The following is a 23367-nucleotide window of genomic DNA, read 5'->3' as shown; positions in this document are numbered from 1 at the left end:
GACCCGCGCATATGAGAGTGACCACGCGTCGATCACCGACACGCTCGTCACCGGCCCGCATCAACGGTCCAGAGGCAGCCCCTCGAGCGACGGCTGGAGAGGCTGCCTCACCCTGCCCCTAGAACGGGCAGCCCCCATATGAGAACGGTGGTGGATCGTCGTCGCTGGGCGACGCGTGCGGCGGCGGGTCACCGGCCGGCTCGGGTGGATCGGGCGCGGGTGCGGGGCCGGGTGGTGGTCGCATCCCGGGTGGTCGGGTGGTGCGGGTGACGCCGGAGGGCGTGGTGACGTGCAGGGTGCCGTCGGGGTCCATGACGAACCGCCAGCCGCGGGCGTGGGTCTTCAGCCGGTGGTGGCTGCGACACAGACAACAGAGGTTGGCGCAGTCGGTGGCCCCGCCGCAGGCGTGCGGGATGACGTGGTCGCGGTCGGCCCAGCCGGTGCGTTGGCCGCAGTTGGGAAAGCGGCAGGCCCGGTCGCGGGTGGTGAGGAAGGCGTGCTGAGCCTCGGTGGGGTCGTGCGCCTCGGTGGGCGGCGGCCGGTCCAGCACCGGGCAGCCGCAGTCGCCGGTGCGGTGGTCGGGGCAGCCGCGGCGCGCGGCCCGGGCCAGCTGCTCGAGGGTGGCCGTCGCGAGCAGCCGCCCGTCGGCGTCGGTGAGCGCGCAGGTCAGCGAGCCGCCCTCGGGGGCGCGCAGGCCCAGCGCGCCGAGGCGGGCCAGCAGCTCGCGGACGTGCCCGGCGGTGATCGGCAGGCCGTTCACCGATCCCGGCGTGGCCGCGGTGCCCTCCAGGGCGTCCAGGGCGGCGGTCACCGTCACGTTCGCCGTGACGCCGGGCAGGCCGTGGTCGGCGGGGCGGCGCAGCAGCAGCGAGCAGACCTCGGCCCGGATCTGGCCGATCGGCCGGTCATCGCCGTCGGCCTTGGCCATCCGGGCCAGCTGGTCGATCAGGTCGAAGGCCTCGGCGGCCTCGTCGGCGGGCAGCTCCGCGGCCAGGGTGGCCATGCCCTCCAGCTGGGAGGGATAGGTGCGCACGTCGGCTTGCCGCTTGGCGTCCTTGCGGCGGGCGTCGACGGCGTCGGCGTCCAGTTTGAGTAGCAGGGCCAGTGCCTTGGCCTTGAGCCGGCCGGTCGACAGGTCGGTGGCCTCCGCGAGGACCTGGGCCTCGATCTGCCGGGCGAGCGCGGGCGAGGTCAGGCCGAGCACGTCGGCGAGCACCTTCGCGCGCGCCTCGTCCAGCACACCGGCGGCCAGCGCCGCCCAGGTGGCGGGCAGGTGCTGCCGGTAGGTCCACGCCCGCTGGGCCAGGTTCGCCGCGCTGCGGCGGCCGCAGTTGAGCACCACCGCCAGCTCGGCGGAAAAGAACTGCGCCACCCCGGGCAGCTCGGGCTCCGGCGCCCACGATCCCCGCCGCGCACCCGGCTGGTCCGCCGGCGGATCCAGGGTGTCCGGGGTGTCGTCGGCCAGCCCCAGCACCAGCTCCGCCTCGTACGCGGCGTCCATCGCCCGGCGGGCCTGCACCCGCTGCAACTCCGCGGCCTTCTGCTCCCGGGTCAGCAGCGACACCGGCAGCCGGCGGTCGGGCAGCGGCTGGGCCACCGACCAGTCGACCAGCAGCTCCTCCACCGCCTGCTGACCCCGCATCCGACCCATGACCCGAACATACGTACGGGGTCCGATAGTTCCGGGCGGCCGAGCAGCGCATCTGCATCTGACCGGCCGGGACCAGCGGATCGAGGTCACCGCCGACCGGAACTGTCAGACCGTCCGGGCAGGATCGGCGAGACGCCACACGCACTCCGGGGAGGGACGCGGTGATCCTCGAGCCCAGAGCGACCGATCTGGACCTGGTCGACATCGAGAGCGCCCTGCTGCGTGCCGCGGTCGGCGACTACGCCGCCGAGGCCGCGGTGCTGCTGCTGGCCAACAGTGGGCACTGGCTGGCCCAGCTGCAGGGTGCCGGCCTGATCTCCGTCCTGGGGGACGTCGACGGCGACGGGCTCTGGGCGCAGGTCGCCTGGCCCGACCTCGACGCCGCGCTGCGCGCCGGCACCATCGGCGGCAGCGGGAGCCAGCTGCGCCTGCTGCGCGCCGCGGCCTCGCTCGCCGACGGGCAGCCGGTCGACCTCGGCGACCTGGCCGCCGGCCTGGACCGCGACGGCCTCACCCTCGTGCTGGCTGCCGTCGCCCACGCCGGGGGCAGCCACGGCGACGACCAGCCGCCGCTGGCCGCCTGGCCCGTGCGCAGCTGAACCCACTGGTCGCCTGGCCCCGCCGCGACCGACCGTCCAGGCGCACCGCAGTGCACGCACGCCCCGGAGCCCGCTCAGGCGCGGGCGGCGGCCCGGCGGCGGTGCGCGGCCACCAGCGCCGGGCGCTCGCGCAGCAGCAGGTGCCGGCCGAGCACGATGACCAGCCCGCCGACGACGGCGAGGGCGGCGGTCGCGGTCCAGGCGACGGCGTAGGAGCTGACCGAGAGCAGGCCGCCGAACGCCAGCGGCCCGAGCGCGGCGCCCAGGCCCATGCCGCCCTGGGTGATCGACGTGGCCTGGGCAGCCATGCCGTGGTGCATCCGGGTGACGGCGTAGGTCGACAGCCCGGCCCACGCCCAGCCGGTGCAGTAGCCGACGACCGCGCCGATCGCGATGAGCGCCTCGACGCCGGTGCCGAGCAGCGCGTAGGACAGCCCGCCCACCGACATCTGCGCGGCGACGACGAGCAGCCAGCGGGTACGCACCCGGTCGGCCAGCCACCCGAAGAGCACCCGGGCCAGCGCGCCCACGCCGCTGGCCACGGCGGCGAGCACGCCGGCGGTCGCGGGGGCGATGCCGCCGGCGACGGCGGTGCTGACGGAGAAGGCGCCCAGCGCGTTGCCGGTACCCGCGCCGAGCGCCAGGCCGGCGGCGAGCACGTACAGCGGCGCGCGGCGGAACGGCCCGGCCGCCTCCGACGGCGGGGACGACGACCCGGCCGACCCCAGCCGCCGCGGACCCGGCACGGAGAGCACCACCAGCAGGGCCAGGACGGCGCCGAGGCCGAACGCCGTGCGCCAGCCCAGCGGGATGGCGACCAGCGGGACCGCCACCCCGGCCAGCAGCGTCGACAGCGGGATCGCCGCCTGCTTGAGGCCGTAGGCCAGGCCCTGCCGCCCGGCGGACACCGAGCGGGCGATGAGGTCGTTGCTCGCCGGCTGGCCGACGCCGTTGCCCCACCCGGCGACGACGAGCGCGGCGACCAGGACGGCGGGATGGGCGGCGGCCAGCGCCACCACGAGCATCGTGACCGCCGCGGTCAGCCCGGAGAGGCGCACAACCGGCACGGTGCCCAGGCGCCGCACCAGCGCGCCGGCGGAGAGCGCCGCGACGGCCGAGGTGGCGAAGAACGCGGCGACCAGCAGGCCGAGCAGGGAGGTGCTGAGGCCGAGGTCGGCGCGCACCTGCACCCACAGCACGCCGACGAGGTAGGCCGGGAGCACGCCCGCGGTGGTCACCGTGACCGCCGCGGTCGCCGCACGGGCCGGGCCCGCGGGCCGTCCCCGGCCGCCGCTCACGAGGCCCGGCTCACGGCCGGCCGTCCTCGGCCAGCAGCACGCCGACGAGGTGCTCGGCGATCGCCAGCGACGACGTGGCGGCGGGGGAGGGCGCGTTGCGCACGGCCACCACAGCGCCCCGCCGGGTGATCCGGAAGTCGTCGACCAGGCTGCCGTCGGACTCCAGCGCCTGGGCGCGGATCCCCGCGGCCGCCGGCACCATGTCCTCGACGGTCAGCTCGGGCACGTAGCGGCGGGCCGCCGCGGTGTAGGCCCGCTTGGACAGCGACCCGCGCATCTCCGCCAGGCCGGTGCGCCAGTGCTGCCTCGCGAAGCGCCGGAACCCGGGGAAGCGGGCGATCGCGGCCAGCTCGGCGGGGGAGACGTCGCGCCACCGGTAGCCCTCGCGGGCCAGCGCCAGGACGGCGTTGGGGCCGACCAGCACCTCGCCGTCCACCCGCGGGGTCAGGTGCACCCCGAGGAACGGGTAGCGGGGGTCGGGGACCGGGTAGACCAGGCCGTTGACCAGGCTCCGCTTCTCCGGTGTGAGCGCGTAGTACTCGCCGCGGAAGGGCACGATCCGCGGGGCGTCGTCGTCCCCGGCCAGGCGGGCCAGCCGGTCGACCTGCAGGCCCGCGCAGAGCACCACCCGGTCGGCGACGACCTCCTCGCCGGACGTGCCGCCGACGACGACCTCCCCGTCGGCGGACCGGAACGCGGCCACCTCGAAGCCGGTGCGGACCGTCGCCCCGGCCGCGCGGGCGTCGGCCGCCAGCTGCTCGGTGACCGCGACGTAGTCGACGATCGCGGTCGTCGGCGAGTGCAGCGCGGCGATGCCGCTGACGTGCGGCTCGAGCTCGCGCAGCTCCCCCCGGTCGATCACCCGGACGCCGGGGACGCCGTTGGCGCGGGCCCGCTCGGCGATCGCGCCCAGCCGCCGCTCCTCGGCGCCGTCGAGCGCCACGAGCACCTTGCCGATCTCGTCGTAGGGCAGCCCGTGCTCGGCGCAGAACTCCTTGAGCAGGGCGACCCCGCGCCGGCACAGCGTGGCCTTGAGCGAGCCGGGCTCGTAGTAGAGGCCGGCGTGCACGACGCCGGAGTTGCGGCCGGTCTGGTGGGCGGCGAGCCGGGGCTCCTTCTCCAGGACCGTCACCTCGGCGTCGGGCCGCTCGGCGAGCAGCCGGCGGGCCACCGCCGTCCCGATGATCCCCCCACCGACCACGGCGTATCGCTGGACCGGCATCGTCCTCCGTCCTCCGGGTGCCGCCGCGTCACCGCGGGGCAGGCCTGGGGACCCACGGCCCGGCGGCTACGGTGACCGGTGTGATCCCCGTCGCCCTCCCGGCCCGAGGCCGTCGTCCCCGTCCGCAGGGTAGTTCCCGATGACCGCGCTCACGGGTGTGCTACCGATCACACTGACCCCGTTCACCGACGACGGCGAGGTCGACGAGGGCAGCATCGACACCCTCGTCGAGGACTACCTCGGCGCCGGGGCGCACGGGCTGACGGTCCTCGGGATCATGGGCGAGGCCGCCAAGCTCCTCGACGAGGAGCGCGAGCGGGTGCTGCGCCGCTACCTGCAGGCCACGGCCGGCCGGGTGCCGGTCGTCGCCGGCGTCTCGGCGCGGGCCACCCGCATGGCGCTGGACTACGCCCGCCGCGCGGAGGACGCCGGCGCCGCGGCGGTCATGCTCGCCCCGCCGGACAACACCCGGAACCTCAACCTGGTCTTCGAGCACTTCCGGCTCGTCGCCGAGGCGGTGTCGGTGCCGGTCGTCGTCCAGGACGAGCCGGTGAACACCGGGGTCGTGATGCCCGCGCCGTTCCTCGTGCGGCTGCTCGACGAGATCGCGGGCTGCCGCTACCTCAAGCTCGAGGAGACGCCGACGCTGCCGAAGATCACTGCGGTGAAGCAGCGGGCGAAGGAGCCGGTGGGCGTCTTCGGCGGCCTCGGCGGGCTCTACCTGTACGAGGAGCTGCTGCGCGGCGCCGACGGCATCATGACCGGCTTCGGCTTCCCGCAGGTGCTGGTCGGCACCTACGAGCGGTTCGTCGCCGGCGACCGGGCCGGCGCGCAGGAGTTCTTCTTCCGGTATCTGCCGCTGATCCGCTACGAGGCCCAGCTCGGCGTCGGCGGGGTGACCATCCGCAAGCAGGTCTTCGCCCGCCGCGGCGCGATCGCCTCGCCGCACGCCCGCTTCCCGGCGCCGCCGGTCGATGAGCTGACCCTCGCCGAGCTCGACGACCTCATCGCCGCCGTCGGCCTGTAGCCCTGCCGTCCCACCCACCGCTCCGGTGCCGCGCTGCCGCGCGCCCGGGGTCCCGCCTGCGAGAGGACACGCCCGTGCGACTGACGACGCTGCGACTGGACGGCGCCGAGCCGGGGGCGCTGGTGCGCCCCGGTGGCGCGGTGCCGCTGACCGCGCTGAACGACGCCTTCGGCACCGACTGGCCGGGGACCGTGCAGGAGCTGCTCGAGCGCGGCCGGGTCGAGGAGCTGCGCGACTGGGTGGCCGGCCAGGACGCCGCCCGGCTCGACGGGCTGGTCCTGCCGCAGGAGCAGCTGGTGTACGCACCGCTCTACCGCCGGCCGCGCAAGATCTGGGGCATCGGGCTGAACTACGTCGAGCACGCCGCCGACCTGTCGGAGAAGGCACCCTCGACCGAGCCGGCCAGCTTCCTCAAGCCCGACACCGCGATCATCGGCCCCGGTGACCCGATCCGGATCCCGCCGCAGTCGCAGCGCACCACCGCCGAGGGCGAGCTGGGCGTGGTCATCGGCCGCGAGTGTAAGGACGTCGACGAGGCCGACGCCCCCTCGGTGGTCGCCGGTTTTACCACGATCGTCGACATGACCGCCGAGGACATCCTCGAGAAGAACCCGCGCTACCTCACCCGGTCGAAGAGCTTCGACACCTTCTTCAGCTTCGGCCCGGAGCTGGTGACCGTCGACGAGGTGGACGACGTCGACGCGCTCGAGGTCGCGACGGTCCACAACGGGCAGGTGCACCGGCGCAACGTCGTCTCGAACATGACCTTCCGGCCGTGGTGGCTGGTCGCCTTCCACTCGCGGGTCATGACCCTGCTGCCCGGCGACGTCATCTCGACCGGCACGCCCGGAGCGGTGCACATCCGCTCCGGCGACACCGCCGGCGTGCAGATCACCGGCTTCCGCGAGCTCATCAACCCCGTGGCCTGACGGCCCCCCAACCGACGGAGCGCATCCGATGGACCTCGAACTCACCGGCCGGGTCGCCCTGGTCACCGCCGCCTCCAAGGGCCTGGGCCGTGCCACCGCCACCCAGCTGGCCGCCGAGGGCGCGCGGGTGATGATCTCCAGTCGCGGCGCCGACCAGCTGGCGCGGACGGCCGCGGAGATCGCCGACGCGACCGGCGTGCAGGTCGAGCACTGCCCGGCCGACGTCTCCGACGCCGCCGACCTCGACCGGCTGCTGCGCGAGACACGGGAGCGCCTCGGCGGCGTCGACGTGCTGGTGAACAACGCCGGCGGGCCCCCGCCGGGCGGGTTCGACGCGCTAGACGACACCCAGTGGCAGCAGGCCTTCGAGCTGAACCTGCTCTCCACCGTGCGGCTGTTCCGCGGCGTGCTGCCGCACATGCGCGAACAGGGCTGGGGCCGGATCGTCACCGTCGCGTCCTCGTCGATCAAGCAGCCGATCGAGAACCTCACGCTGTCCAACACGTTCCGGGTGGGCCTGCTCGGGCTGGCCAAGAGCGTCGCGCTCGAGGTGGCCGGGGACGGCGTGCTGGTCAACACGATCGGCCCCGGCCGGATCGCCACCGACCGCGTCGCCTCGCTCGACGCCGGGCGCGCCGAGAAGACCGGGCAGTCGGTCGAGGAGGTCCGCGCGCAGAGCGAGAAGAGCATCCCGCTGGGCCGCTACGGCACCGCGGAGGAGTTCGGCAAGGTGGCGGCGTTCCTCGCCTCGGGCGCCAACACCTACGTCACCGGTCAGAACTTCCTGGTCGACGGCGGCATGGTCCGGGCCATCTGATGCGCATCGCCCGCTATGAGCCCGTCGCCGGCGGCCCGGCGTCGTACGGCCTCGTCGAGGGAGACGGCGGCGACGCGGTCGTCGTCCGCCTGGAGGGTCCGCCCTTCGACGGGATCCGGACGACGGGGGAGCGCACCCCGCTGGCCGAGGTGCGGCTGCTGGCCCCGGTCGAGCCGAGCAAGGTGCTGTGCCTCGGCCGCAACTACGCCGAGCACGCCCGCGAGCTGGGCAACGAGGTGCCGGAGATCCCGGTCGTGTTCGCCAAGTTCTCCACGTCGGTCGTCGGCCCGGACGCCGAGATGCCCTACCCGCCGGACACGGAGAACCTGCACTTCGAGGGCGAGCTGGCGGTCGTCATCGGCCGGGAGTGCACGCGGGTCCCGGCGGAGGGGGTGGCCGACGTCGTCCTCGGCTACACGGTCGCCAACGACCTGACGATGCGGGACATGCAGCGGGCCGAGAAGCAGTGGACCCGCGCGAAGGGCTTCGACCGGTCCTGCCCGCTGGGGCCGTGGGTGGAGACCGACGTGGACCCGTCGGCGCTGCCGCTGCGGACGACGGTGAACGGCGAGGTGCGCCAGGACGGCACGACCGCGGACATGCTGCTCGACGTCGCCGCGTGCGTGTCCTGGGTCAGCCAGACGATGACCCTGCTGCCCGGCGACGTGGTGCTGACCGGCACCCCGGCCGGTGTCGGTCCGCTGCAGGCCGGCGACGAGGTGACCGTGAGCATCGAGGGCATCGGTTCGCTGTCCACCCGCATCGTCGCGAGCTGAGCCCGGGGAGGCCGGTCCTCCGGGTACGGGCCCCGTTCCTGACAGACGTCCTCGCCCGGGAGAGTCAGCCCGTGCTCACAGGTGGGAGCAGCGGCTGACCCTCCGGGGGACAGGTCGGACCGTGCGGGAGCGGTGCGTCGCCGGCAGGTGGGACGGCCTCACGGATGCTCCACCCCTGCCCCGCACGGTGGGCAGGGGTGGAGGGAGGAGGGAGCTCCTCACCGGCATCCTCAGCACCTGCCCCGCATCGTGGGCAGGGCCTGAGGATGGCTGGATGTCCTCGTCTCACGCGCTCAGCCCTTGCCCCGCATGGTGGGCAGGGGGTGACCGTCAGCGGGGCAGGTCGGTACGCCTCGGTCAGCTGCGCACCGGGAGACCCAGGGCCTGGGCCCACAGCCGGGTCAGGGTGGCGACGAGCCGCTCCTCCTCGAACTCACCGTCGAGCACCAGCCAGTAGTGCACCGCGCCGTTGACCATGGCGACCAGCGCGTGGGCGGCGTACTCGGCGTCGAGGTCGGCGGCGACCAGGCCGTCGCGCTGGAGCTGCTCGATGCTGTGCCGCACCCGGCCGACGTTGCGCTCCCGGGCCGCCTGCCGCTGGGCGCGGACCTCCGGGTCGAAGGTGGTCACCTGCTCGAAGAGCGCCATGAGCGCGGTGTTCTGCCGGTACATGGCGACGAACCGGCGGTTGGCCTGGTCGATGCGGTGCACCGCGACCTCGGCGGGGGACCCGTCCGGCGGACCGGCCTCGCCGCGGGTGGCCATCGAGGCGTAGAGGTCGTCCATCGTCTCGGCCACGAGCGCCCGGAAGACGGCGGTCTTGGAGCCGAAGTACGTGTAGAAGCTGCCGTGCGCGGCGCCGGCCGCCGCCGAGATGTCGGTGACGCGGGCCTCGAGGAAGCCGTCGCGCTCGAAGACCTCTCGGGCTGCGGCGAGCAGCCGGGCCCGCATCCGGCGGCCGCGCTCGGTGGTCGGCACGGCCGGGGGAGCGGTCGTGCCGGCGGACGGGTCGGCAGCAGGCACGGGCTCCTCCGGGCGCACTCGTTGACATTGACGTCGATGTCAACTTAGCTGCGATCAGCTGCCCTGTCGTGCTCCCGAGGAGGCGTTCCCCCGATGACCGCGTCCACGCCGCCCCCGGACGACGACGGGTTGCAGGCGCTGCTGCGGCCGCGCGGGATCGCGCTGCTGGGCATCTCGGGCCGGTCGGAGAACCTCATGTCCCGGCCGCTTCGCTACCTGGTCGAGCACGGCTACGAGGGCGGCATCCACCCGGTCAACCCGAACTACGAGGAGCTGGTGGGCCGGCGCTGCTACCCGACGCTGGCCGACGTCCCGGGCCCGGTCGACCTGGTGCTCGTGCTCGTCGCCGCCGACCGGGTCGAGGACGCTATCCGGCAGGCCGCCGCGGTCGGCGCCAAGGCGGCCGTCGTCTACGCCTCCGGGTTCGCCGAGGTCGGCCCCGAGGGCGTGGCGCTCCAGCAGCGGCTGACGGCGGTGGCACGGGAGACCGGCGTCCGCGTCGTCGGGCCGAACTGCCAGGGCTTCCTCTACGCGCCCACCGGCGTGGTGGCGACCTTCACGGCCGCCGCCGACCGGCCGCTGACCTCGGGCAGCGGTGTGGCCTACGTCGGGCAGAGCGGTGCGGTCGGCGGCTCGGTGCTCGACCTCGCCACCGACATGGGGCTGGGCCTGGCGGCGTGGTTCAGCACCGGCAACCAGGCCGACCTCGACCTGACCGAGGTCTCGCTGCACCTGCTGGCCGACCCGACGGTGCGGGTGCTGATGCTCTACGTGGAGGCCACCGGCGACGGCGCCGCCTACGCCGAGCTGGCCCGCCGCGCCCAGGAGGCCGGCAAGCACCTGGTCGTGCTGCGCTCCGGGCGGTCCAGCGCCGGGCGCCGGGCCGTGGCCAGCCACACCGGCTCGATGCTCGGCGACGACGTCGCCTTCGTGCTCACCTCCCGGCGATACGGCGTGGTGCTCGTCGAGGACATCGACGAGCTGCTCGCGGTCGCCGCGGTGCTGGCTGCCGGGAAGCCGGCGGAGGGGCCGCGGGTCGCCGTCGTCACGACCTCCGGCGGAGCCGGCAGCCTGGCCGCCGACCAGTGCGAGGACGTCGGCCTGCAGCTGCTCGAGCTCTCGGCCGCCACCCAGGCGCGGCTGCGCCCGCTGATCCCGCCCTTCGGCGCGCTGGCCAACCCGGTCGACGTCACCGCGCAGCTGTTCAACCGGGGCGCGCACGCTTTCGGCGACGTCTGCCGGATCATCGCCGAGGACGACGCGGTGGACGTCGTCGCCGTCCTCGTGACCATGGTCGTCGGCGAAGCCGGCGCCCGGCTGGCCGAGGACCTCGTTGCCACGGCCGCCAAGCTCCCGTGCCCGCTGCTCGTCGGCTGGATCGCCGGGCAGGAGCTCACCGTCGAGGGACGACGGGTCTTCCGCGAGGCCGGCGTCCCGGTGTTCGGCTCGGTCGGCGACCTCGCCCGGGTCGCCGCCCGGCTGGCCCCGCAGCGGCACCGCGGCACCCCGCCGCCGCTGCCGCCGGTGCCCGAGGTCCCGGCCGCGGAGGTGCGCGCGCTGCTCGAGGCCCCGGTGGTGGACGGCGCGGCGCTGCTGCGGACGGTCGGCATCGCGCAGCCGTCGTCCACGCTGGTGACCACCCCCGAGGCGGCGCGGGAGGCGGTCGCCGCGCTGCCCGGCCCGGGCGTGCTCAAGCTGGCCGCCGGGGACCTGGCGCACAAGAGCGAGGTCGGCGGGGTGCGGGTGGGCGTGGGCCCCGACGAGGCGGCCGCCGTCTTCACCGAGCTGCTCGACGCCGCGCGGGCGCACCACGTCCCCGGGGTCGAGGGCGTGCTCGTGCAGGAGCTCGTCCCGCCGGGCACCGAGCTGATCCTCGCGGTGACCGCCGGGCGCGACGGCTTCCCGCCCGTGGTGACCGTCGGCCTCGGCGGGGTCACCACCGAGCTGTACCGCGACCTCGCCTCGGCGCTGGCGCCGGTGACCCCGGAGGAGGCGTGGGCGATGCTGCGCAGCCTGCGGGCCTGGCCGCTGCTGGCCGGCTTCCGCGGCGCCGAGCCCGCCGACGTCCCGGCCGCGGTGGACGCCGTCGCCCGGCTGGCGCAGGCCGCGCTCGCCGCGGGCGACCGGCTGACCGAGTTCGAGGTCAACCCGCTCATCGTCGCGCCGCGTGGGCGGGGCGCCACCGCCGTCGACGTCCTCGTGCGCACCACCGGCTCGCGGGAGCCCGTGGGCGAGTAGGCATCCTCGGCAGACCACCCCCCAGCAGAGAGGCAGGACACCCAGCGTGGGACAGATCCAGTTGGAGCGGCACGGCGGCGTCGCCGTGTTCACGGTCGACTCGCCCGACGTCAAGAACGGGCTCACCCCGGAGATGGGGCTGCAGCTGTCGGAGCTGTGCGACGAGGTGGACGCCGACCCGGCGATCGGCGCGGCCGTCGTCCGCGGGGCGGGCGGCACGTTCTGCTCGGGCGCGGACCGCCGGCGGTGGACGCCGGGTAGCGACCAGGCCGAGGACAAGACCTACAAGGAGCTCGGCGCGGTCTACACCGCCTTCCGCCGGGTGGGCACGCTGCAGGTGCCGACGATCGCCGCGGTGCGCGGTGCCGCGGTCGGCGCCGGCATCAACCTGGCGCTCTCCACCGACCTGCGCATCGTCGCCGAGGACGCCCGGCTGCTGGCCGGCTTCCTGCGCATCGGCCTGCACCCGGGCGGCGGCTACTTCACGATCAGCAGCCGGACGGCGGGCCGCGAGGCCACCGCCGCCATGGGGCTGTTCAGCGAGGAGATCGACGGTGTCCGCGCCGCCGAGATCGGCCTGGCGTGGAAGGCGGTGCCCGACGACCAGGTCGAGGACCTCGCCCTCGAGCTCGCCGGCCGCGCGGCCAAGGACCCCGAGCTGGCCCGGGAGGCGGCCCGCTCCTTCCGCACCGAGGCCGGCCCGCCCGGGATCGGCTGGGAGGCCGCGCTGCACTTCGAGCGGGCCACCCAGATGTGGTCCCAGCGGCGGCGCGAGACCGCCTGACCCGACCCCCGCCGGGCCGGCAACGGCGCCGGCCCGGCGGGGCCCACCCCCAGGAGGGACGCCGTGCAGTTCGCCCCCACCGTGCTCAGCCCCGCCGAGGAGGCGCTGCGCGCCGAGGTGCGCGCGTTCCTCGCCACCGAGCTGCCACCGGACCACCGGCCCGCGCTCGGCTTCGCCGGCCGGCACGACCCCGAGTTCTCCCGCACGCTGGCGAAGCGCGGCTGGGTCGGCATGGCCATCCCGCCCGAGTACGGCGGGCACGGCCGCAGCGCGGTCGACCGGTTCGTCGTCGCGGAGGAGCTGCTCGCCGCCGGCGCGCCGATCGGGGCGCACTTCGTCGCCGACCGGCAGACCGCGCCGGCGCTGCTGCACTTCGGCACCGAAGAGCAGCGGCGGAGGTTCCTGCCCGGCATCGCCGCCGGCGAGGTCTACTTCTCCCTCGGCATGAGCGAGCCCGACTCCGGTTCCGACCTCGCCTCGGTGCGTACCCGCGCCACCCGGGTCGAGGGCGGCTGGACGGTCACCGGCACCAAGGTGTGGACCAGCGAGGCGCACAACAACCACTACTTCGCCGTCCTCTGCCGGACCTCGCCGATGGAGGAGGGCAACAAGCACGCCGGGCTGTCCCAGCTGATCGTCGACCTGCACGCGGACGGCGTCCGCATCTCACCGATCCCGTACCTCGACGGCTCGCACCACTTCAACGAGGTCGCGCTCGAGGACGTCTTCGTACCGGACCACATGGTGCTCGGCGAGCTCGGCTCCGGCTGGAAGCAGGTGACCAGCGAGCTGGCCTACGAGCGCTCCGGTCCGGACCGCTGGCTGTCGACCTTCCCGGTGCTGCGCGCGTGGCTGCGCGAGCGGGGGCCGGCCGTCTCCGGCGAGGAGGCCGCCGTCCTCGGCCGGCTGGCCGCCCGCGCACGGGCGATCCGGCACCTGTCGCTGTCGGTCGCCCGCGCGCTCGACGCGGGCGAGGCGCCCGCGGTCGAGGCGGCGCTGGTCAAGGAGGTCGGCACCCGTTTCGAGCAGGACCTCGTCGAGGCGCTGCGCGAGGCGGCGGAGTCCGAGCCGGACCAGGGCTCGGACTCGCTGTTCCAGGCGCTGCTCGCCGAGGCGGTGCTGACCTCGCCGTCGTACACGCTGCGCGGCGGCACCACCGAGATCCTCCGCTCCGTCGCCGCGAAGGGGCTGGCCGCATGAGTGACGACCGGCGAATGCTGACCGAGGTCGCGACCGGCCTGTTCCGCGACCTGTGCACGCCCGAGGACGTCGTCGCCGCGGAGGCGACCGGCTGGAGCGGGCGGCTCTGGGACGCGCTCACCGAGGCCGGCTTCCCGCTGGTGTCGGTGCCCGAGGCGGCCGGCGGCTCCGGCGGGGACGTCGCCGACGCCTGCGCGCTGCTGACCGTCGCCGGCCGGTTCGCCGCCCCGGTGCCGCTGGCCGAGACCGGGCTGCTCGCCGGCTGGGCGCTGGCCGCCGCCGGGCTGGAGCTGCCCGGGGGCCCGCTGTCGGTGGCGGTCGGCCGACCCGACGACGTCGCGGAGCTCACCGGGCGGCGGTTCTCCGCGCGGCTGAGCCGGGTGCCGTGGGGCGGGCGCAGCACCCGGGTGGTCGCCCTCGCCGAGAGCGGCGGGCAGCGGTTCGTCGTCGCGGCGCCGATCGACGCGGCGACCGTCACGCCGGGCCGCAACCTCGCCGCCGAGCCGCGCGACACCCTCGTGTGGGACGACGTCGAGCTCGCCGACGCGGACATCGCCCCGGCCCCGGACGGGGTGGACACCGCGGCGCTGCGGCTGCGCGGGGCACTGGCCCGCACAGCGCAGATCGCCGGCGCGCTGGCCCGGGTCACCGAGCTCACCGTGCGCTACACCGGCGAGCGCCAGCAGTTCGGCCGCCCGGTGGCCCGCTTCCAGGCGGTGCAGGCGCACCTGGTGACGATCGCGGAGGAGGCCCAGCTGGCCGGGCTCGCGGCGCAGGTCGCCGCGCTGAACGCCCGGCCGGACCCCGCGTTCGACGACGTCGCGGCGGCCAAGGCGGCGGCCGGCGAGGCGGCGACGGTCGCCGCCCGGGCGGCCCACCAGGCGCACGGCGCGATCGGCATGACCAAGGAGTACGAGCTGGGCCAGCTCACCCGCCGGCTGTGGTCGTGGCGCGACGAGTTCGGCGGCGAGCGGTACTGGAGCCGCGAGCTGGGCCGCCGGCTGGCCGCCGAGGGCGCCGACGCGTTGTGGCCGCACATCTCGAGGGGGCTGGTCGCGTGAACACCGACTGGGACGTCGCCGTCGTCGGCGCGGGGATCGCCGGCCTCACCGCCGCGCGGACCGCCGCCGAGCGCGGGTTGCGCGTCGTCGCCTACGAACGGATGAGCCCGGGTGGGCAGTTGGTCAACCTGACGACGCTGCACGACCACCCCGGCGGGACCGGTCCCGAGCTGACGGCGGCGCTGACCGCGGCGGCCGAGGGCGCCGGTGTGCGGATCGCCCACACCGAGGTCACCCGGGTGCACCCCGGGACGCCGGCGCGGCTGGAGACCGCCGACGGCGAGGTGGCCGCCGGGGTGGTCGTCGTCGCGGCCGGGCTGTCCGCCGGGCGGCTGGGACTGCCGGGGGAGGAGGCGCTCGTCGGCCGGGGCGTCTCCACCTGCGCGGGCTGCGACGGGCCGCTGTTCCGCGGCCGCGCGGTCGCCGTGGTCGGCGACGACGAGTGGACGGCGGAGGAGGCGCTCGAGCTGGCCGGCTTCGCGTCGGCGGTGACCGTGCTGGTGCCGGGCGCGCCGCGCTGGTCGCCGGATCGCGCGGCGCGGCTGGCGGCGGCCGAGCCGGTCGAGGTGGTGACCGGTGCGACCGTCACCGCGCTGCGCGGCGAGGGCGTGCTGTCGGGGCTCGCCGTCCGCACGGCCGACGGGGAGCGCGAGCTGGGGGTCGCGGGGGTGTTCCCGTTCGTGGGCCGCCGCGGCCCGGAGGGCCTGGTGGCCGGGCTGTCCGCCGACGCGGAGGGCCGCGTGCTGCCGGGGGACGGCGTGCTCGTGGCCGGCGACGCGGGCGCCGGGGCGGAGCAGTCGCTGGCCGCGGCCGAGGCCGACGGTCGCGCCGCCGGGGAGGCCGCGGTGGCAGCGCTGTCGGCCGCGGCCGGGTCGCTGCGCATCGTCGACCCGACGTACGGCGTGCTGCCCGAGGACGACGCCGGGCCGGTGGACACCGCCGCCAGCACGGCGACGTGGACCGACGTCGCGCTGTTCACCAACTCCAAGCCGAACGCGACCGAGCTGCTGCGCGGGCTGGGTGCGCGGCTGCAGGCGCACTGGGGCCTGCCGGAACTGGGCTTCGCGGCCAAGGAGAGCGCCTCGATGCCGGCCGAGGAGGACCAGATCGACTGGCTGTCGCAGCGCTTCAAGATGGTGCTGGTCGCGGTCGCCGACTAGGGCTCGTGCTCGTCGTGGAGTCTCCACGACTCGGTGGAACTGGAGAAGCGCGGCGTCGTGGCACCCCTGGTGGTGACCGAGACGTTCCTGCCGCTGGTGCAGGCGCAGGCCCAGGCGCGACGGGTGCAGCCGCGGCTCGTCGTCGTCCCGCACCCGGTCGGCGGGCTGAACGCCGATGAGCTGGCCGGGCGGATCGACGGTGCGGCGGCCGAGCTGCTGCGGATGGCCGACGAGGCGAGGGGTCTGTCGTGAGTGCCGTGCTCGACCTGCCCGGGGTGACCGAGGAGAGCTGGCAGGAGGAGGCGTACCGCCGCGGCTGGGGTGACGGGCTGCCGCTGGTGGCCCCGACGCCGGCCCGGGTCGCGGCGGCGCTGGCCGCGCTCGACGGCATCGACCTGGAGCTGGGGCCGCTGCCGCCGTCCGGGCTGGTGCCGACCCGGGAGAGCCTCGCGGCCAACGGGGTGATGGCCGGGTGCCGGCCGGCGGACCTGCCGGTGGTGCTGGCCGCGGTCCGCGCGCTGCAGGCGCCCGAGTACAACCTGCACGGCGTGCTGGCGACGACGCACCCGTGCGCGCCGATGGTCGTGGTGAGCGGCCCGGTGCGCGCGGAGCTGGGCATCAACTCCGGCAGCAACTGTCTGGGCCAGGGCACCCGCGCCAACGCGGTCATCGGCCGGGCGGTGCAGCTGGTGACCACGCACGTCGGCGGGGCGCGGCCGGGCGTCATGGACCGGGCGACGCAGGGCGGGCCGGCGAAGTACACCTTCTGCTTCGGGGAGAACGAGGAGGAGAGCCCGTTCCCGCCGTTCTCGGTGCGCCGCGGCTTCGCGCCGGGGGAGTCGGTGGTGACCGTCGCGGCGACGGAGGGGCCGCACAACGTCAACGACCACGGCGGGACGACGGCCGAGGACCTGCTGCTCACCATCGCCGGGACGATGGCCCAGCCGGGGTCGAACAACGTGTACGTGAAGGGCCCGCACTTCCTGGTGCTCGGCCCGGAGCACGCAGCGACGTTCGCCCGCGACGGGTGGACGGCCGACGCGGTCCGCGACGCGCTGTGGGAGCGGGCGCGGATCCCGGTGTCGAGGGTCTCGGAGGCCAACCAGCGGCAGTTCGAGGACTGGGGCGTGCTGCCCGACGGCGACGCGTACCCGGTGAGCACCGGCCCGGAGAGGCTGCACGTGCTGGTGGCCGGGGGAGCGGGGAAGCACTCGGTGTGGATCCCGTCGTTCGGAGCGACGGCGGCGGTGTCGCGCGCCGTGCCCGCCCGTTCCTGAACCGTGTCCGACCTACCGCTGTCCGCCCCGGACGCCGACCCCGCCGCGGTGGCGGCCGAGCTGCTCGCCGCCGGGCACGGCGACGGGCTGCCGGTGGTGCCACCCACCGCCGCGCGGCTCGCGGCGATGGTGGACGACGCGGCCGACCCGGACGCCGTCCTCGGGCAGGTGCCGCCGCTGTTCGGCGCGCTCACCGTGCGCGCGGTCGCCTGGTACGCGGTGCTGGGCGGGTGCCGGCCGGCCGAGCTGCCGGTGGTGGTGGCCGCGGTGCGCGCGGCGCTCGAGCCGCGGTTCAACCTGCTGGGCATCGCGACGACGACCGGGTCGCCGGCGGTGGCGGTGCTGGTGCACGGGTGCGCCGGGCTGGGACTGTCCGCCGCCGGCGGGCTCGGTCCGGGCGCGCGGGCCAACGCCTGCGTCGGGCGGGCGGTGTCGCTGGCGCTGGCCGGCATCGGCGGTGCCCGGGCCGGGTTGACCGACATGGCGACGATCGGCTGGCCGGGCAAGTACACGTGCTGCACCGCGTCGCTGCCGGAGCCCTTCCCGCCCCTGGCCGACGGCGACGCGGTGACCGTCGTCGGGGCCGGCGGGGTGCTCGAGGTGCTGCCGGCGTCGGGCTACCGGACGCCGGCCGAGGTGCTCGCGCCGGCCGCCGCGGCCCTGGCCGGGGTGGCGCTCGCCGCCGGCGACCCGGGCTGCTCCCGCGGCGGCGAGCACTTCCTGCTGCTGCCACCGGAGCTCGCCGGGTTCCTGTCCTCGCGCGGCTGGGACGCCTGCCGGGCGGCCGCGTTCCTGTTCGACGAGGGCAACGCACTGCTCGCGGCCGGCGCGGCGCGGGTGGCCGGGGTGTCGCCGGTCTACGCGGCCGGCGACCTGCGAGTGGCGGCCTCGGCGGACGACGTCCGGGTCGTGGTCACCGGCGGGCCGGGCGTCAAGATGGCGCTGCTGCCGACGTGGATGGGCGGCACCCGCTCGGTCACCGCCGCCGTCCGCCCGCTCTGAGGCCGGTCAGGCCGCGAGCCGTCGGGCGAGCCGGTCCCGGCCGGGGCCGGTCAGCTCGTCGGTGACGGTGCGCCGACCGGCGACGGCCATGAGCAGCGCCTCGGCGGTGCCCCGGACCTCGGGTCCGCGGCCGAAGGACCAGTCGACGTCGGTGGCGACCAGCCGCACGTCGCGGACGCGCACCACGCCCCGCAGCGTCGGGGCGAACAGCGCCGTGCGCAGCGCGGGCACGACCCGATCGGCCGGGACCTCGCGGGGCAGGCCGAGCGGACGCCGGATGTCCTGGTGGTGGACCAACCCGTCGGTGAGGGCGATCGCGCCGCCCAGACCGGCGGTCAGCCCCGTGGGCGTGAGGTGCCGGCGGAGCAGGTCGACCAGCTCGGCGGGCGTGCGGACGGCGTACTCCTGCAGCCCGACGGCGTTGACGCGGTCGAACGCGAGCAGGCCGCGGGTGAAGCGGGCGGCCAGCTGCCGCGGGCCCAGTTCCTCGTAGCTGAGCACGTGCGCGACGACGTCCTGCACGCTCCATCCCGCACACAGCGACGGCGCCCGCCACTGCTCCGGGCTGAGCGTGACGAGGAGGTCGAGCAGGTCCTCGCGCTCGGCGCGCGCCAGTGCCATGACGTCCATGCGTGCCCCCGCGGTCTCGGATCGCGTCGGCAGACGGTAGATGACGACCTCGTGTCGGTGTCGTCGTCCCGGCATGGCGGCCGGCCTCGTGGGCAGCCCCGACGGGAGTCCGACGAGGGAGGAGCGGCATGCGCAGGACACGACGGTGGCTGACCGGGACCGTGCTGGCGGTGAGCCTGGGGGTGACCGGCTGCTCGGGCAGCGCGGCGGGTGACCCGGCCGGCGACGCGGTGCCGAGCGAGGAGGCCGACAGCTCGAGCGACCCGGATCCGGTGGACGGCGGCGAGGAGGACCCCGACGGCGTCGACCCCGGCACGGGCGGCATCGACGATGACGACGACACCGACGACCCGACCGGCAGCGACACCCCCGGCGACTCGGACGACGACGCGGGCTGACCCCCGGCCGCCCGACGTCCCCTCCGCGGACCTCGACCCCCTGCTGCCAGGTGGGAGCAGGGGGCGAGGTCGCGCGGGGAGGTGTCGTGCTTCGAGGTCAGCCGGTGCCCCGCACTGTGGGCAGGGGCGGAGGCTGCGTCAGGCCGTGCCCTCCGCGGCGATCAGGTCGGCGACCGCCCGTGGCCGGGTGGAGCAGTCGTCGTCCGAGGCCGGCCGGCCGACGTCTCCTCCGCGGACCTCGACCCCTGCTTCCGGGTGGGAGCAGGCGTCGAGGTCAGCCGGTGCCCCGCACTGTGGGCAGGGGCTGAGGCTGCGTCAGGCCGTGCCCTCCGCGGCGATCAGGTCGGCGACCGCCTGCGGTCGGGTCGAGCAGTCGTCGTCCGAGGCCGGCTGGTCGCTGGCCAGGCCGGTGATCCCGGCGTCCTCGACCGGCTGGAACCCGAGGCGCTCGATGTGCCGCGGCACCCGGTTCTGCGCGTTGATGACGTGCGAGCGGGAGAGCCAGCCCTGACCGTCGGCGACGTCGAAGTCCAGGCCGCCGCCGGGCGCCCGCTGCACGTGCCCGGGGGAGGGCAGCAGCCCGACGATCTGCACGGCCTGCCCGACCGGGAGGTCCTGCGGCGGGCGGTCGAAGTAGTACCAGCTCGCCGCGCAGACGCCGTACAGCGACGGCCCGAACTGGGCGTAGTTGACGTAGAGCTCGAGCATCCGCCGGTCGTCGACCGCCAGGGCCAGCTCCGCGGACAGCCCGGCCTCGACCGCCTTGCGCCAGGCGCTCATCTCCTGGTTGAGGAAGAGGTTCTTGGCGACCTGCTGGGGGATGGTCGAGCCTGACGGGTCCTCCTCGCCGGAGAGGTGCGCCTGCGCGCGGCCCAGCATCTCCGCCCAGGTGAAGGCGCCGGCGCGGTAGGGCAGCTTGGCGTCCTCGTGCGCGATGACCGCGGCCAGGAAGTTGCGCGACACGTGCTCGACCGGCACCGACTGCTGGATCGCGCCGTTCGGGTTGGCCGCCATGAACGCCGTCGTCGGCGGGTCGACCCAGCGCAGCGACACCATCACCAGCAACTGCAGGACGAAGCCGACCGCGACCACCTTCGCCACCCGCCCGGCGAGCTGCCGGCGCGAGCGGGACCGGGGCCGGTCGGGTCGGTCGTCGCGGTCCCACCGCCCACCACGGGGACGCCGCTCGTCGGGGTCGCGGCGGTCGGAGCGGCGTGACCGGCGTCCGGGGTGCTCCTTCGGCGGGGGGCCGTAGCGGTCGGCGACGTCGTCCCACGGCGAGCGCGGCGGAGGGACCGGAGCCGAGTCGTTGCCGTACCCGGACCAGTCGTCCGCGGGCCGGTCGGCGGTCGTGGTGCCGCGGCCACGACGGCGACGGGTGGGCCAGCGATCCGACGGGGCGTGCGGCATGGGGCGGTGTTCTCCCTGGGGGACGCGGACCGTCATGGTAAGTCGGCGGAGGGTGAGGACCGCGGACCTCAGCCTGTGAGGTGCGCGAAGACGATGACGTTGTCCGCGTAGTCGCCGGTGTCCTCGTCGAAGGTGCCGCCGCAGGTGATCAGCCGCAGGCCGGCGTGGTCGAGGTCGCCGTAGACGGCGTCGCTGGGGAAGGCGTCCTTGGCGTGCTCCTCGACCCGGTCGACGCGGAAGACGGCGGTGCTGCCGTCGGCGCGGTCGACCTCGACGGTGTCGCCGGGCAGCAGCTCGTCCAGCCCGGCGAAGGCACCGGGCTCGCCGGCCCAGTCGACGTGCCCGGCCAGGACGGCGGGCCCGAGCTGGCCGGGGGTGGGGCTGCGGTCGTACCAGCCCACCGGGTACGCGCCCGGCGGGACCTCCATGGCGCCGTCCCGCCGCAGCCCCAGCTCCATGACGTCGGAGCTGACCCCCAGGGCCGGGATGCGGACCGCGGTGGGCGGGCTCGCGGGCAACTGGCGGACGACGGCGACCGGCGCGACGGCCGCGGAGGCCGCCCGGGCGGGCTGCTCCGGCGGCAGCTCGGCGGGCGCGGCGACGACGCGGTGCACGGGCGCCTCGGCGGGGGTGGGGCCGAGCACGAGGAGGCCGGCGCCGGTCACGGCGAGGACGACGGAGGCGGCGGACCAGGCACGGGCGGCGCGCGGTCCGCGCCGCCGGTGCCGGCCGTAGCGGGTGACCCGGGGTGGCCGGGCGAGCAGCGCACCGACGTCCGCCGGGACCAGCGGCGGCGGGTAGGCGCCGACGATCCGGACGTCGCCGTCGGGGTCGTCGCGCAGCCGGACGGCGAGCGTGCCGGTGCCGGGCGCGGCTCCGCCCGCCCCGGTCGCGGACGGACCGGGGCGGGCAGGAGGCGGACGCTGCGGCACGGCCCGCCGGGTCAGGCGGAGGCGCGGAAGCTGCGCCGGGCCGCGACGGCCGCGCCACCGGCGGCGGCCAGGGCCGCACCGCCGAGGACGTAGGGCAGGGTACTGCCGTCCTCGCTCGCGCTGCCGTCACCGGCGGCGACGGCGCCGGCCGGCCGGGTGGAGACCTGCGAGCTGCCGGTGCCGGTCTGCCCGCTGGTCGACGAGGCCGGCGCGTACTGCTGGTCCTCGCAGGCGATGCCGTCGTCGTCGGCGTCCAGGCGCTCGGGGTCGCCCGGGACGGCGTCGAAGGCGGCCTGCGCGGCGGCCTGGCTGGCGAAGTCGGGACAGTCACGGTCGGTGGCGGCGCTCGCGGTGCCGGTGACGCCGAGGCTGAGGACGGCGGTGACGAGGACACCGGCGGCGGCGGTGGTGCGGCGCATGGGCTCTCCCGGGGAGGACGGCGGTGGGGGGACCACCATCACCCATCCGGAACGGGTCGGGCACGTACCGACAACACCGAGACATCAACGTTCCGTTCGTCGAGAGTTGCCGTTGCGACACGCGCCGACGCGCCGGTGACTCCCCGGGCGCCGGGCGGTCTGCCTTCGCAGGGAGACGCCACGGCTGCACCTCACCCCGCCGATGCGTAGCCGGGCAGCCAGTGCCGGACCTCGGTGTCGACGGCGACGGTGGCGTCGAGCGAGCAGAGGACACCGACCAGCCCGCTGGCCACGCGTTGCAGCAGCAGGTGGCGCGGCGGGATGGTCAGCCGGCGCTGGGTGCGGGAGGCGGCGCTGAAGGGGTCGGAGGCCCGTCGGGTCTGGTCCTGCAGCCAGGCCCGCGTGAACCGGTACGTCGGGCTGCGCAGCGGCTCGAGGTAGGGGTCGAGCAGCGCCAGCAGGGCAGGTGCGGTCACGTGGTCCGGCCGCAGCAGGTCCGCGGAGGCGGCGATGCGGTGCAGGGCCGTTGCGTCGCCGTCCCGCCCGGCGGCGAGCAGCGGGCCGAGCCGGGCCGGCCAGCCGTGCGGCATGTCCTCGGTGGCGCCGAAGTCGAGGACGGCGAGCCGGCCGTCGGGCAGCAGCCGGAAGTTGCCGGGGTGCGGGTCGCCGTGCAGCCGGCGGGCGCGCACCGGAGCGGAGGCCAGCAGGCGCAGCAGCAGGGCGCCGGCGTGGTCCCGGTCGTCCCGGGTGCCGTCGGCGATGACGCGGGAGAGCGGCGTCCCGTCGACCCATCGGGTGACCAGCACGCGGTCCTCGGCGGCCAGCACGTCGGGGACGACGATGGCGGGGTCGTCGCGGTAGGCGTCGGCGAACGCGGTAGGCGTCGGCGAACGCGGTCTGGGCGTCGGCCTCCTGGACGTAGTCGACCTCCTCGACGAGCCGCGCACGCAGTTCGGCGAGCAGCTGCCGCGCGTCGAGGCCGGGCGCGGCCGCGGAGATGACCGGCGCCAGCTTCTCCAGCACCCCCAGGTCGGCGACGAGGGCCTCACCGGCGCCCGGGTACTGGACCTTCACCGCCACCGGGGTGCCGTCGGACCAGGCGGCACGGTGCTCCTGCCCCACGCTGGCCGCGGCGACCGGCCGGTCGTCGAAGTCGCGGAACAGCTGCCGCCAGCTCCTTCCGAGGGCCGTGTCGAGCTGCTGGTGGACCATCGACACCGGCATGGCGGGGGCGGCCTCCTGCAGCCGGATGAGCGCCTCCCGGTAGGGGCCGACCAGCTGCTCGGGCAGCGCGGCCTCCATCGCGGACATGGCCTGGCCCAGCTTCATCGCGCCGCCCTTGAGCTGCCCGAGCGTGGCGAACAGCTGCTCGGCGGTGCGCTGCTGCACCTGTGCGGCGACCAGTTCGGCGGGGCGGCCGCCGATCCGCTTCCCGATGCCGACGGCGGTGCGGCCCGCGTGGGCGGCCGGCAGCGCGGCGAGCCGGGCCACGCGCGCGAGGCGGCCGCGGGTCG

At 76.0% G+C, this 23367-nt stretch carries 21 protein-coding genes and 2 pseudogenes; 13 read left to right on the top strand and 10 right to left on the bottom strand.

Translation table 11 applies throughout. The features are described from left to right. Positions 1-118 precede the first annotated feature (118 nt). Positions 119-1651 carry an HNH endonuclease signature motif containing protein gene (locus CNO22_RS04990; protein ID WP_332870059.1) on the bottom strand — a complete coding sequence of 511 codons (1533 nt, stop codon included), beginning with the start codon at positions 1649-1651 and terminating at the stop codon, positions 119-121. Positions 1652-1812: 161 nt separating this feature from the next. Between CNO22_RS04990 and CNO22_RS04985 the strand changes: the two genes are divergently transcribed. Next, on the top strand, positions 1813-2250 hold the full coding sequence (locus CNO22_RS04985) for a hypothetical protein (protein WP_100498240.1): 438 nt from the start codon (positions 1813-1815) through the stop codon (positions 2248-2250). Between the two features lie 74 nt (positions 2251-2324). Here the strand turns inward: CNO22_RS04985 and CNO22_RS04980 are convergent, their stop codons facing one another. Beyond that, positions 2325-3488 (bottom strand): MFS transporter, encoded by a 1164-nt coding sequence (locus tag CNO22_RS04980; protein WP_232806801.1) that lies wholly within the window; start codon positions 3486-3488, stop codon positions 2325-2327. Between the two features lie 70 nt (positions 3489-3558). Then, complete coding sequence (gene lhgO, locus CNO22_RS04975; RefSeq protein WP_100498238.1) at positions 3559-4770, bottom strand: L-2-hydroxyglutarate oxidase; 1212 nt, start codon at positions 4768-4770, stop codon at positions 3559-3561. Positions 4771-4909: 139 nt separating this feature from the next. On the opposite strand from lhgO, the gene CNO22_RS04970 reads away from it, so the two are divergent. The 4 genes from CNO22_RS04970 (at position 4910) to CNO22_RS04955 (ending at position 8319) form a co-directional block, all read left to right on the top strand. Continuing rightward, positions 4910-5797: a dihydrodipicolinate synthase family protein gene (locus tag CNO22_RS04970; RefSeq protein ID WP_100498237.1), complete on the top strand. Its 888-nt coding sequence runs from the start codon at positions 4910-4912 to the stop codon at positions 5795-5797. 74 nt (positions 5798-5871) lie between these two features. Beyond that, positions 5872-6726: a fumarylacetoacetate hydrolase family protein gene (locus CNO22_RS04965; protein WP_100498236.1), complete on the top strand. Its 855-nt coding sequence runs from the start codon at positions 5872-5874 to the stop codon at positions 6724-6726. Between the two features lie 28 nt (positions 6727-6754). Then, positions 6755-7543, top strand: coding sequence for an SDR family oxidoreductase (locus CNO22_RS04960; RefSeq protein ID WP_100498235.1), 789 nt, complete (start codon positions 6755-6757; stop codon positions 7541-7543). Continuing rightward, positions 7543-8319, top strand: a complete 777-nt coding sequence (locus tag CNO22_RS04955; protein ID WP_100498234.1) for a fumarylacetoacetate hydrolase family protein — start codon at positions 7543-7545, stop codon at positions 8317-8319. Before CNO22_RS04960 ends, CNO22_RS04955 begins: the two co-directional genes overlap by 1 nt. Before the next feature lie 357 nt (positions 8320-8676). Here the strand turns inward: CNO22_RS04955 and CNO22_RS04950 are convergent, their stop codons facing one another. Continuing rightward, positions 8677-9342: a TetR/AcrR family transcriptional regulator gene (locus CNO22_RS04950; protein ID WP_100498233.1), complete on the bottom strand. Its 666-nt coding sequence runs from the start codon at positions 9340-9342 to the stop codon at positions 8677-8679. 93 nt (positions 9343-9435) lie between these two features. Here CNO22_RS04950 and CNO22_RS04945 point away from each other — a divergent pair, with 93 nt between their 5' ends. From CNO22_RS04945 to CNO22_RS04910, 7 genes and pseudogenes are all read left to right on the top strand, one after another. Continuing rightward, positions 9436-11580: an acetate--CoA ligase family protein gene (locus tag CNO22_RS04945; RefSeq protein ID WP_100498232.1), complete on the top strand. Its 2145-nt coding sequence runs from the start codon at positions 9436-9438 to the stop codon at positions 11578-11580. Between the two features lie 46 nt (positions 11581-11626). Next, the gene (locus CNO22_RS04940) at positions 11627-12364 is read left to right on the top strand and encodes an enoyl-CoA hydratase/isomerase family protein (protein ID WP_100498231.1); all 738 of its coding nucleotides are present in this window, start codon (positions 11627-11629) and stop codon (positions 12362-12364) included. A gap of 63 nt (positions 12365-12427) precedes the next feature. Continuing rightward, the gene (locus CNO22_RS04935; protein WP_100498230.1) at positions 12428-13564 is read left to right on the top strand and encodes an acyl-CoA dehydrogenase family protein; all 1137 of its coding nucleotides are present in this window, start codon (positions 12428-12430) and stop codon (positions 13562-13564) included. Further along, on the top strand, positions 13561-14625 hold the full coding sequence (locus CNO22_RS04930; RefSeq protein WP_100498229.1) for an acyl-CoA dehydrogenase family protein: 1065 nt from the start codon (positions 13561-13563) through the stop codon (positions 14623-14625). Before CNO22_RS04935 ends, CNO22_RS04930 begins: the two co-directional genes overlap by 4 nt. Then, positions 14511-16037 (top strand): annotated as a pseudogene (locus CNO22_RS04925) (FAD-dependent oxidoreductase). The gene CNO22_RS04930 and the pseudogene CNO22_RS04925 overlap by 115 nt, the downstream one beginning before the upstream one ends. Continuing rightward, positions 16034-17062, top strand: coding sequence for a hypothetical protein (locus CNO22_RS04915; protein WP_198588112.1), 1029 nt, complete (start codon positions 16034-16036; stop codon positions 17060-17062). The pseudogene CNO22_RS04925 and the gene CNO22_RS04915 overlap by 4 nt, the downstream one beginning before the upstream one ends. 3 nt (positions 17063-17065) lie before the next feature. After that, entirely contained in the window at positions 17066-18064 is a 999-nt protein-coding gene (locus CNO22_RS04910; protein WP_100498226.1) for a hypothetical protein, read from the top strand. Positions 18065-18070: 6 nt separating this feature from the next. On the opposite strand, the gene CNO22_RS04905 is transcribed toward CNO22_RS04910, so the two are convergent. After that, positions 18071-18685, bottom strand: coding sequence for a maleylpyruvate isomerase family mycothiol-dependent enzyme (locus tag CNO22_RS04905; protein WP_198588111.1), 615 nt, complete (start codon positions 18683-18685; stop codon positions 18071-18073). A 137-nt stretch (positions 18686-18822) separates the two neighbouring features. Here CNO22_RS04905 and CNO22_RS04900 point away from each other — a divergent pair, with 137 nt between their 5' ends. Then, positions 18823-19092 carry a hypothetical protein gene (locus CNO22_RS04900; protein WP_100498224.1) on the top strand — a complete coding sequence of 90 codons (270 nt, stop codon included), beginning with the start codon at positions 18823-18825 and terminating at the stop codon, positions 19090-19092. A 315-nt stretch (positions 19093-19407) separates the two neighbouring features. On the opposite strand, the gene CNO22_RS04895 is transcribed toward CNO22_RS04900, so the two are convergent. The 5 genes and pseudogenes from CNO22_RS04895 to CNO22_RS29620 form a co-directional block, all read right to left on the bottom strand. After that, positions 19408-20502, bottom strand: a complete 1095-nt coding sequence (locus CNO22_RS04895) for a transglycosylase domain-containing protein (RefSeq protein ID WP_100498223.1) — start codon at positions 20500-20502, stop codon at positions 19408-19410. A gap of 68 nt (positions 20503-20570) precedes the next feature. Next, the gene (locus CNO22_RS04890; RefSeq protein WP_232806800.1) at positions 20571-21434 is read right to left on the bottom strand and encodes a class F sortase; all 864 of its coding nucleotides are present in this window, start codon (positions 21432-21434) and stop codon (positions 20571-20573) included. Positions 21435-21445: 11 nt separating this feature from the next. After that, positions 21446-21853 carry an excalibur calcium-binding domain-containing protein gene (locus CNO22_RS04885; protein ID WP_100498222.1) on the bottom strand — a complete coding sequence of 136 codons (408 nt, stop codon included), beginning with the start codon at positions 21851-21853 and terminating at the stop codon, positions 21446-21448. A gap of 191 nt (positions 21854-22044) precedes the next feature. Continuing rightward, positions 22045-22680 carry an AarF/UbiB family protein gene (locus CNO22_RS29625; protein WP_269799568.1) on the bottom strand — a complete coding sequence of 212 codons (636 nt, stop codon included), beginning with the start codon at positions 22678-22680 and terminating at the stop codon, positions 22045-22047. 127 nt (positions 22681-22807) lie between these two features. Then, positions 22808-23065: pseudogene (locus CNO22_RS29620) on the bottom strand (AarF/UbiB family protein); the annotation flags it as partial. Between the last annotated feature and the right edge of the window lie 302 nt (positions 23066-23367).

Source organism: Geodermatophilus chilensis (assembly GCF_002802985.1).
Classification (GTDB): domain Bacteria; phylum Actinomycetota; class Actinomycetes; order Mycobacteriales; family Geodermatophilaceae; genus Geodermatophilus; species Geodermatophilus chilensis.
This window is presented reverse-complemented; position numbering and strand designations above follow the sequence as displayed.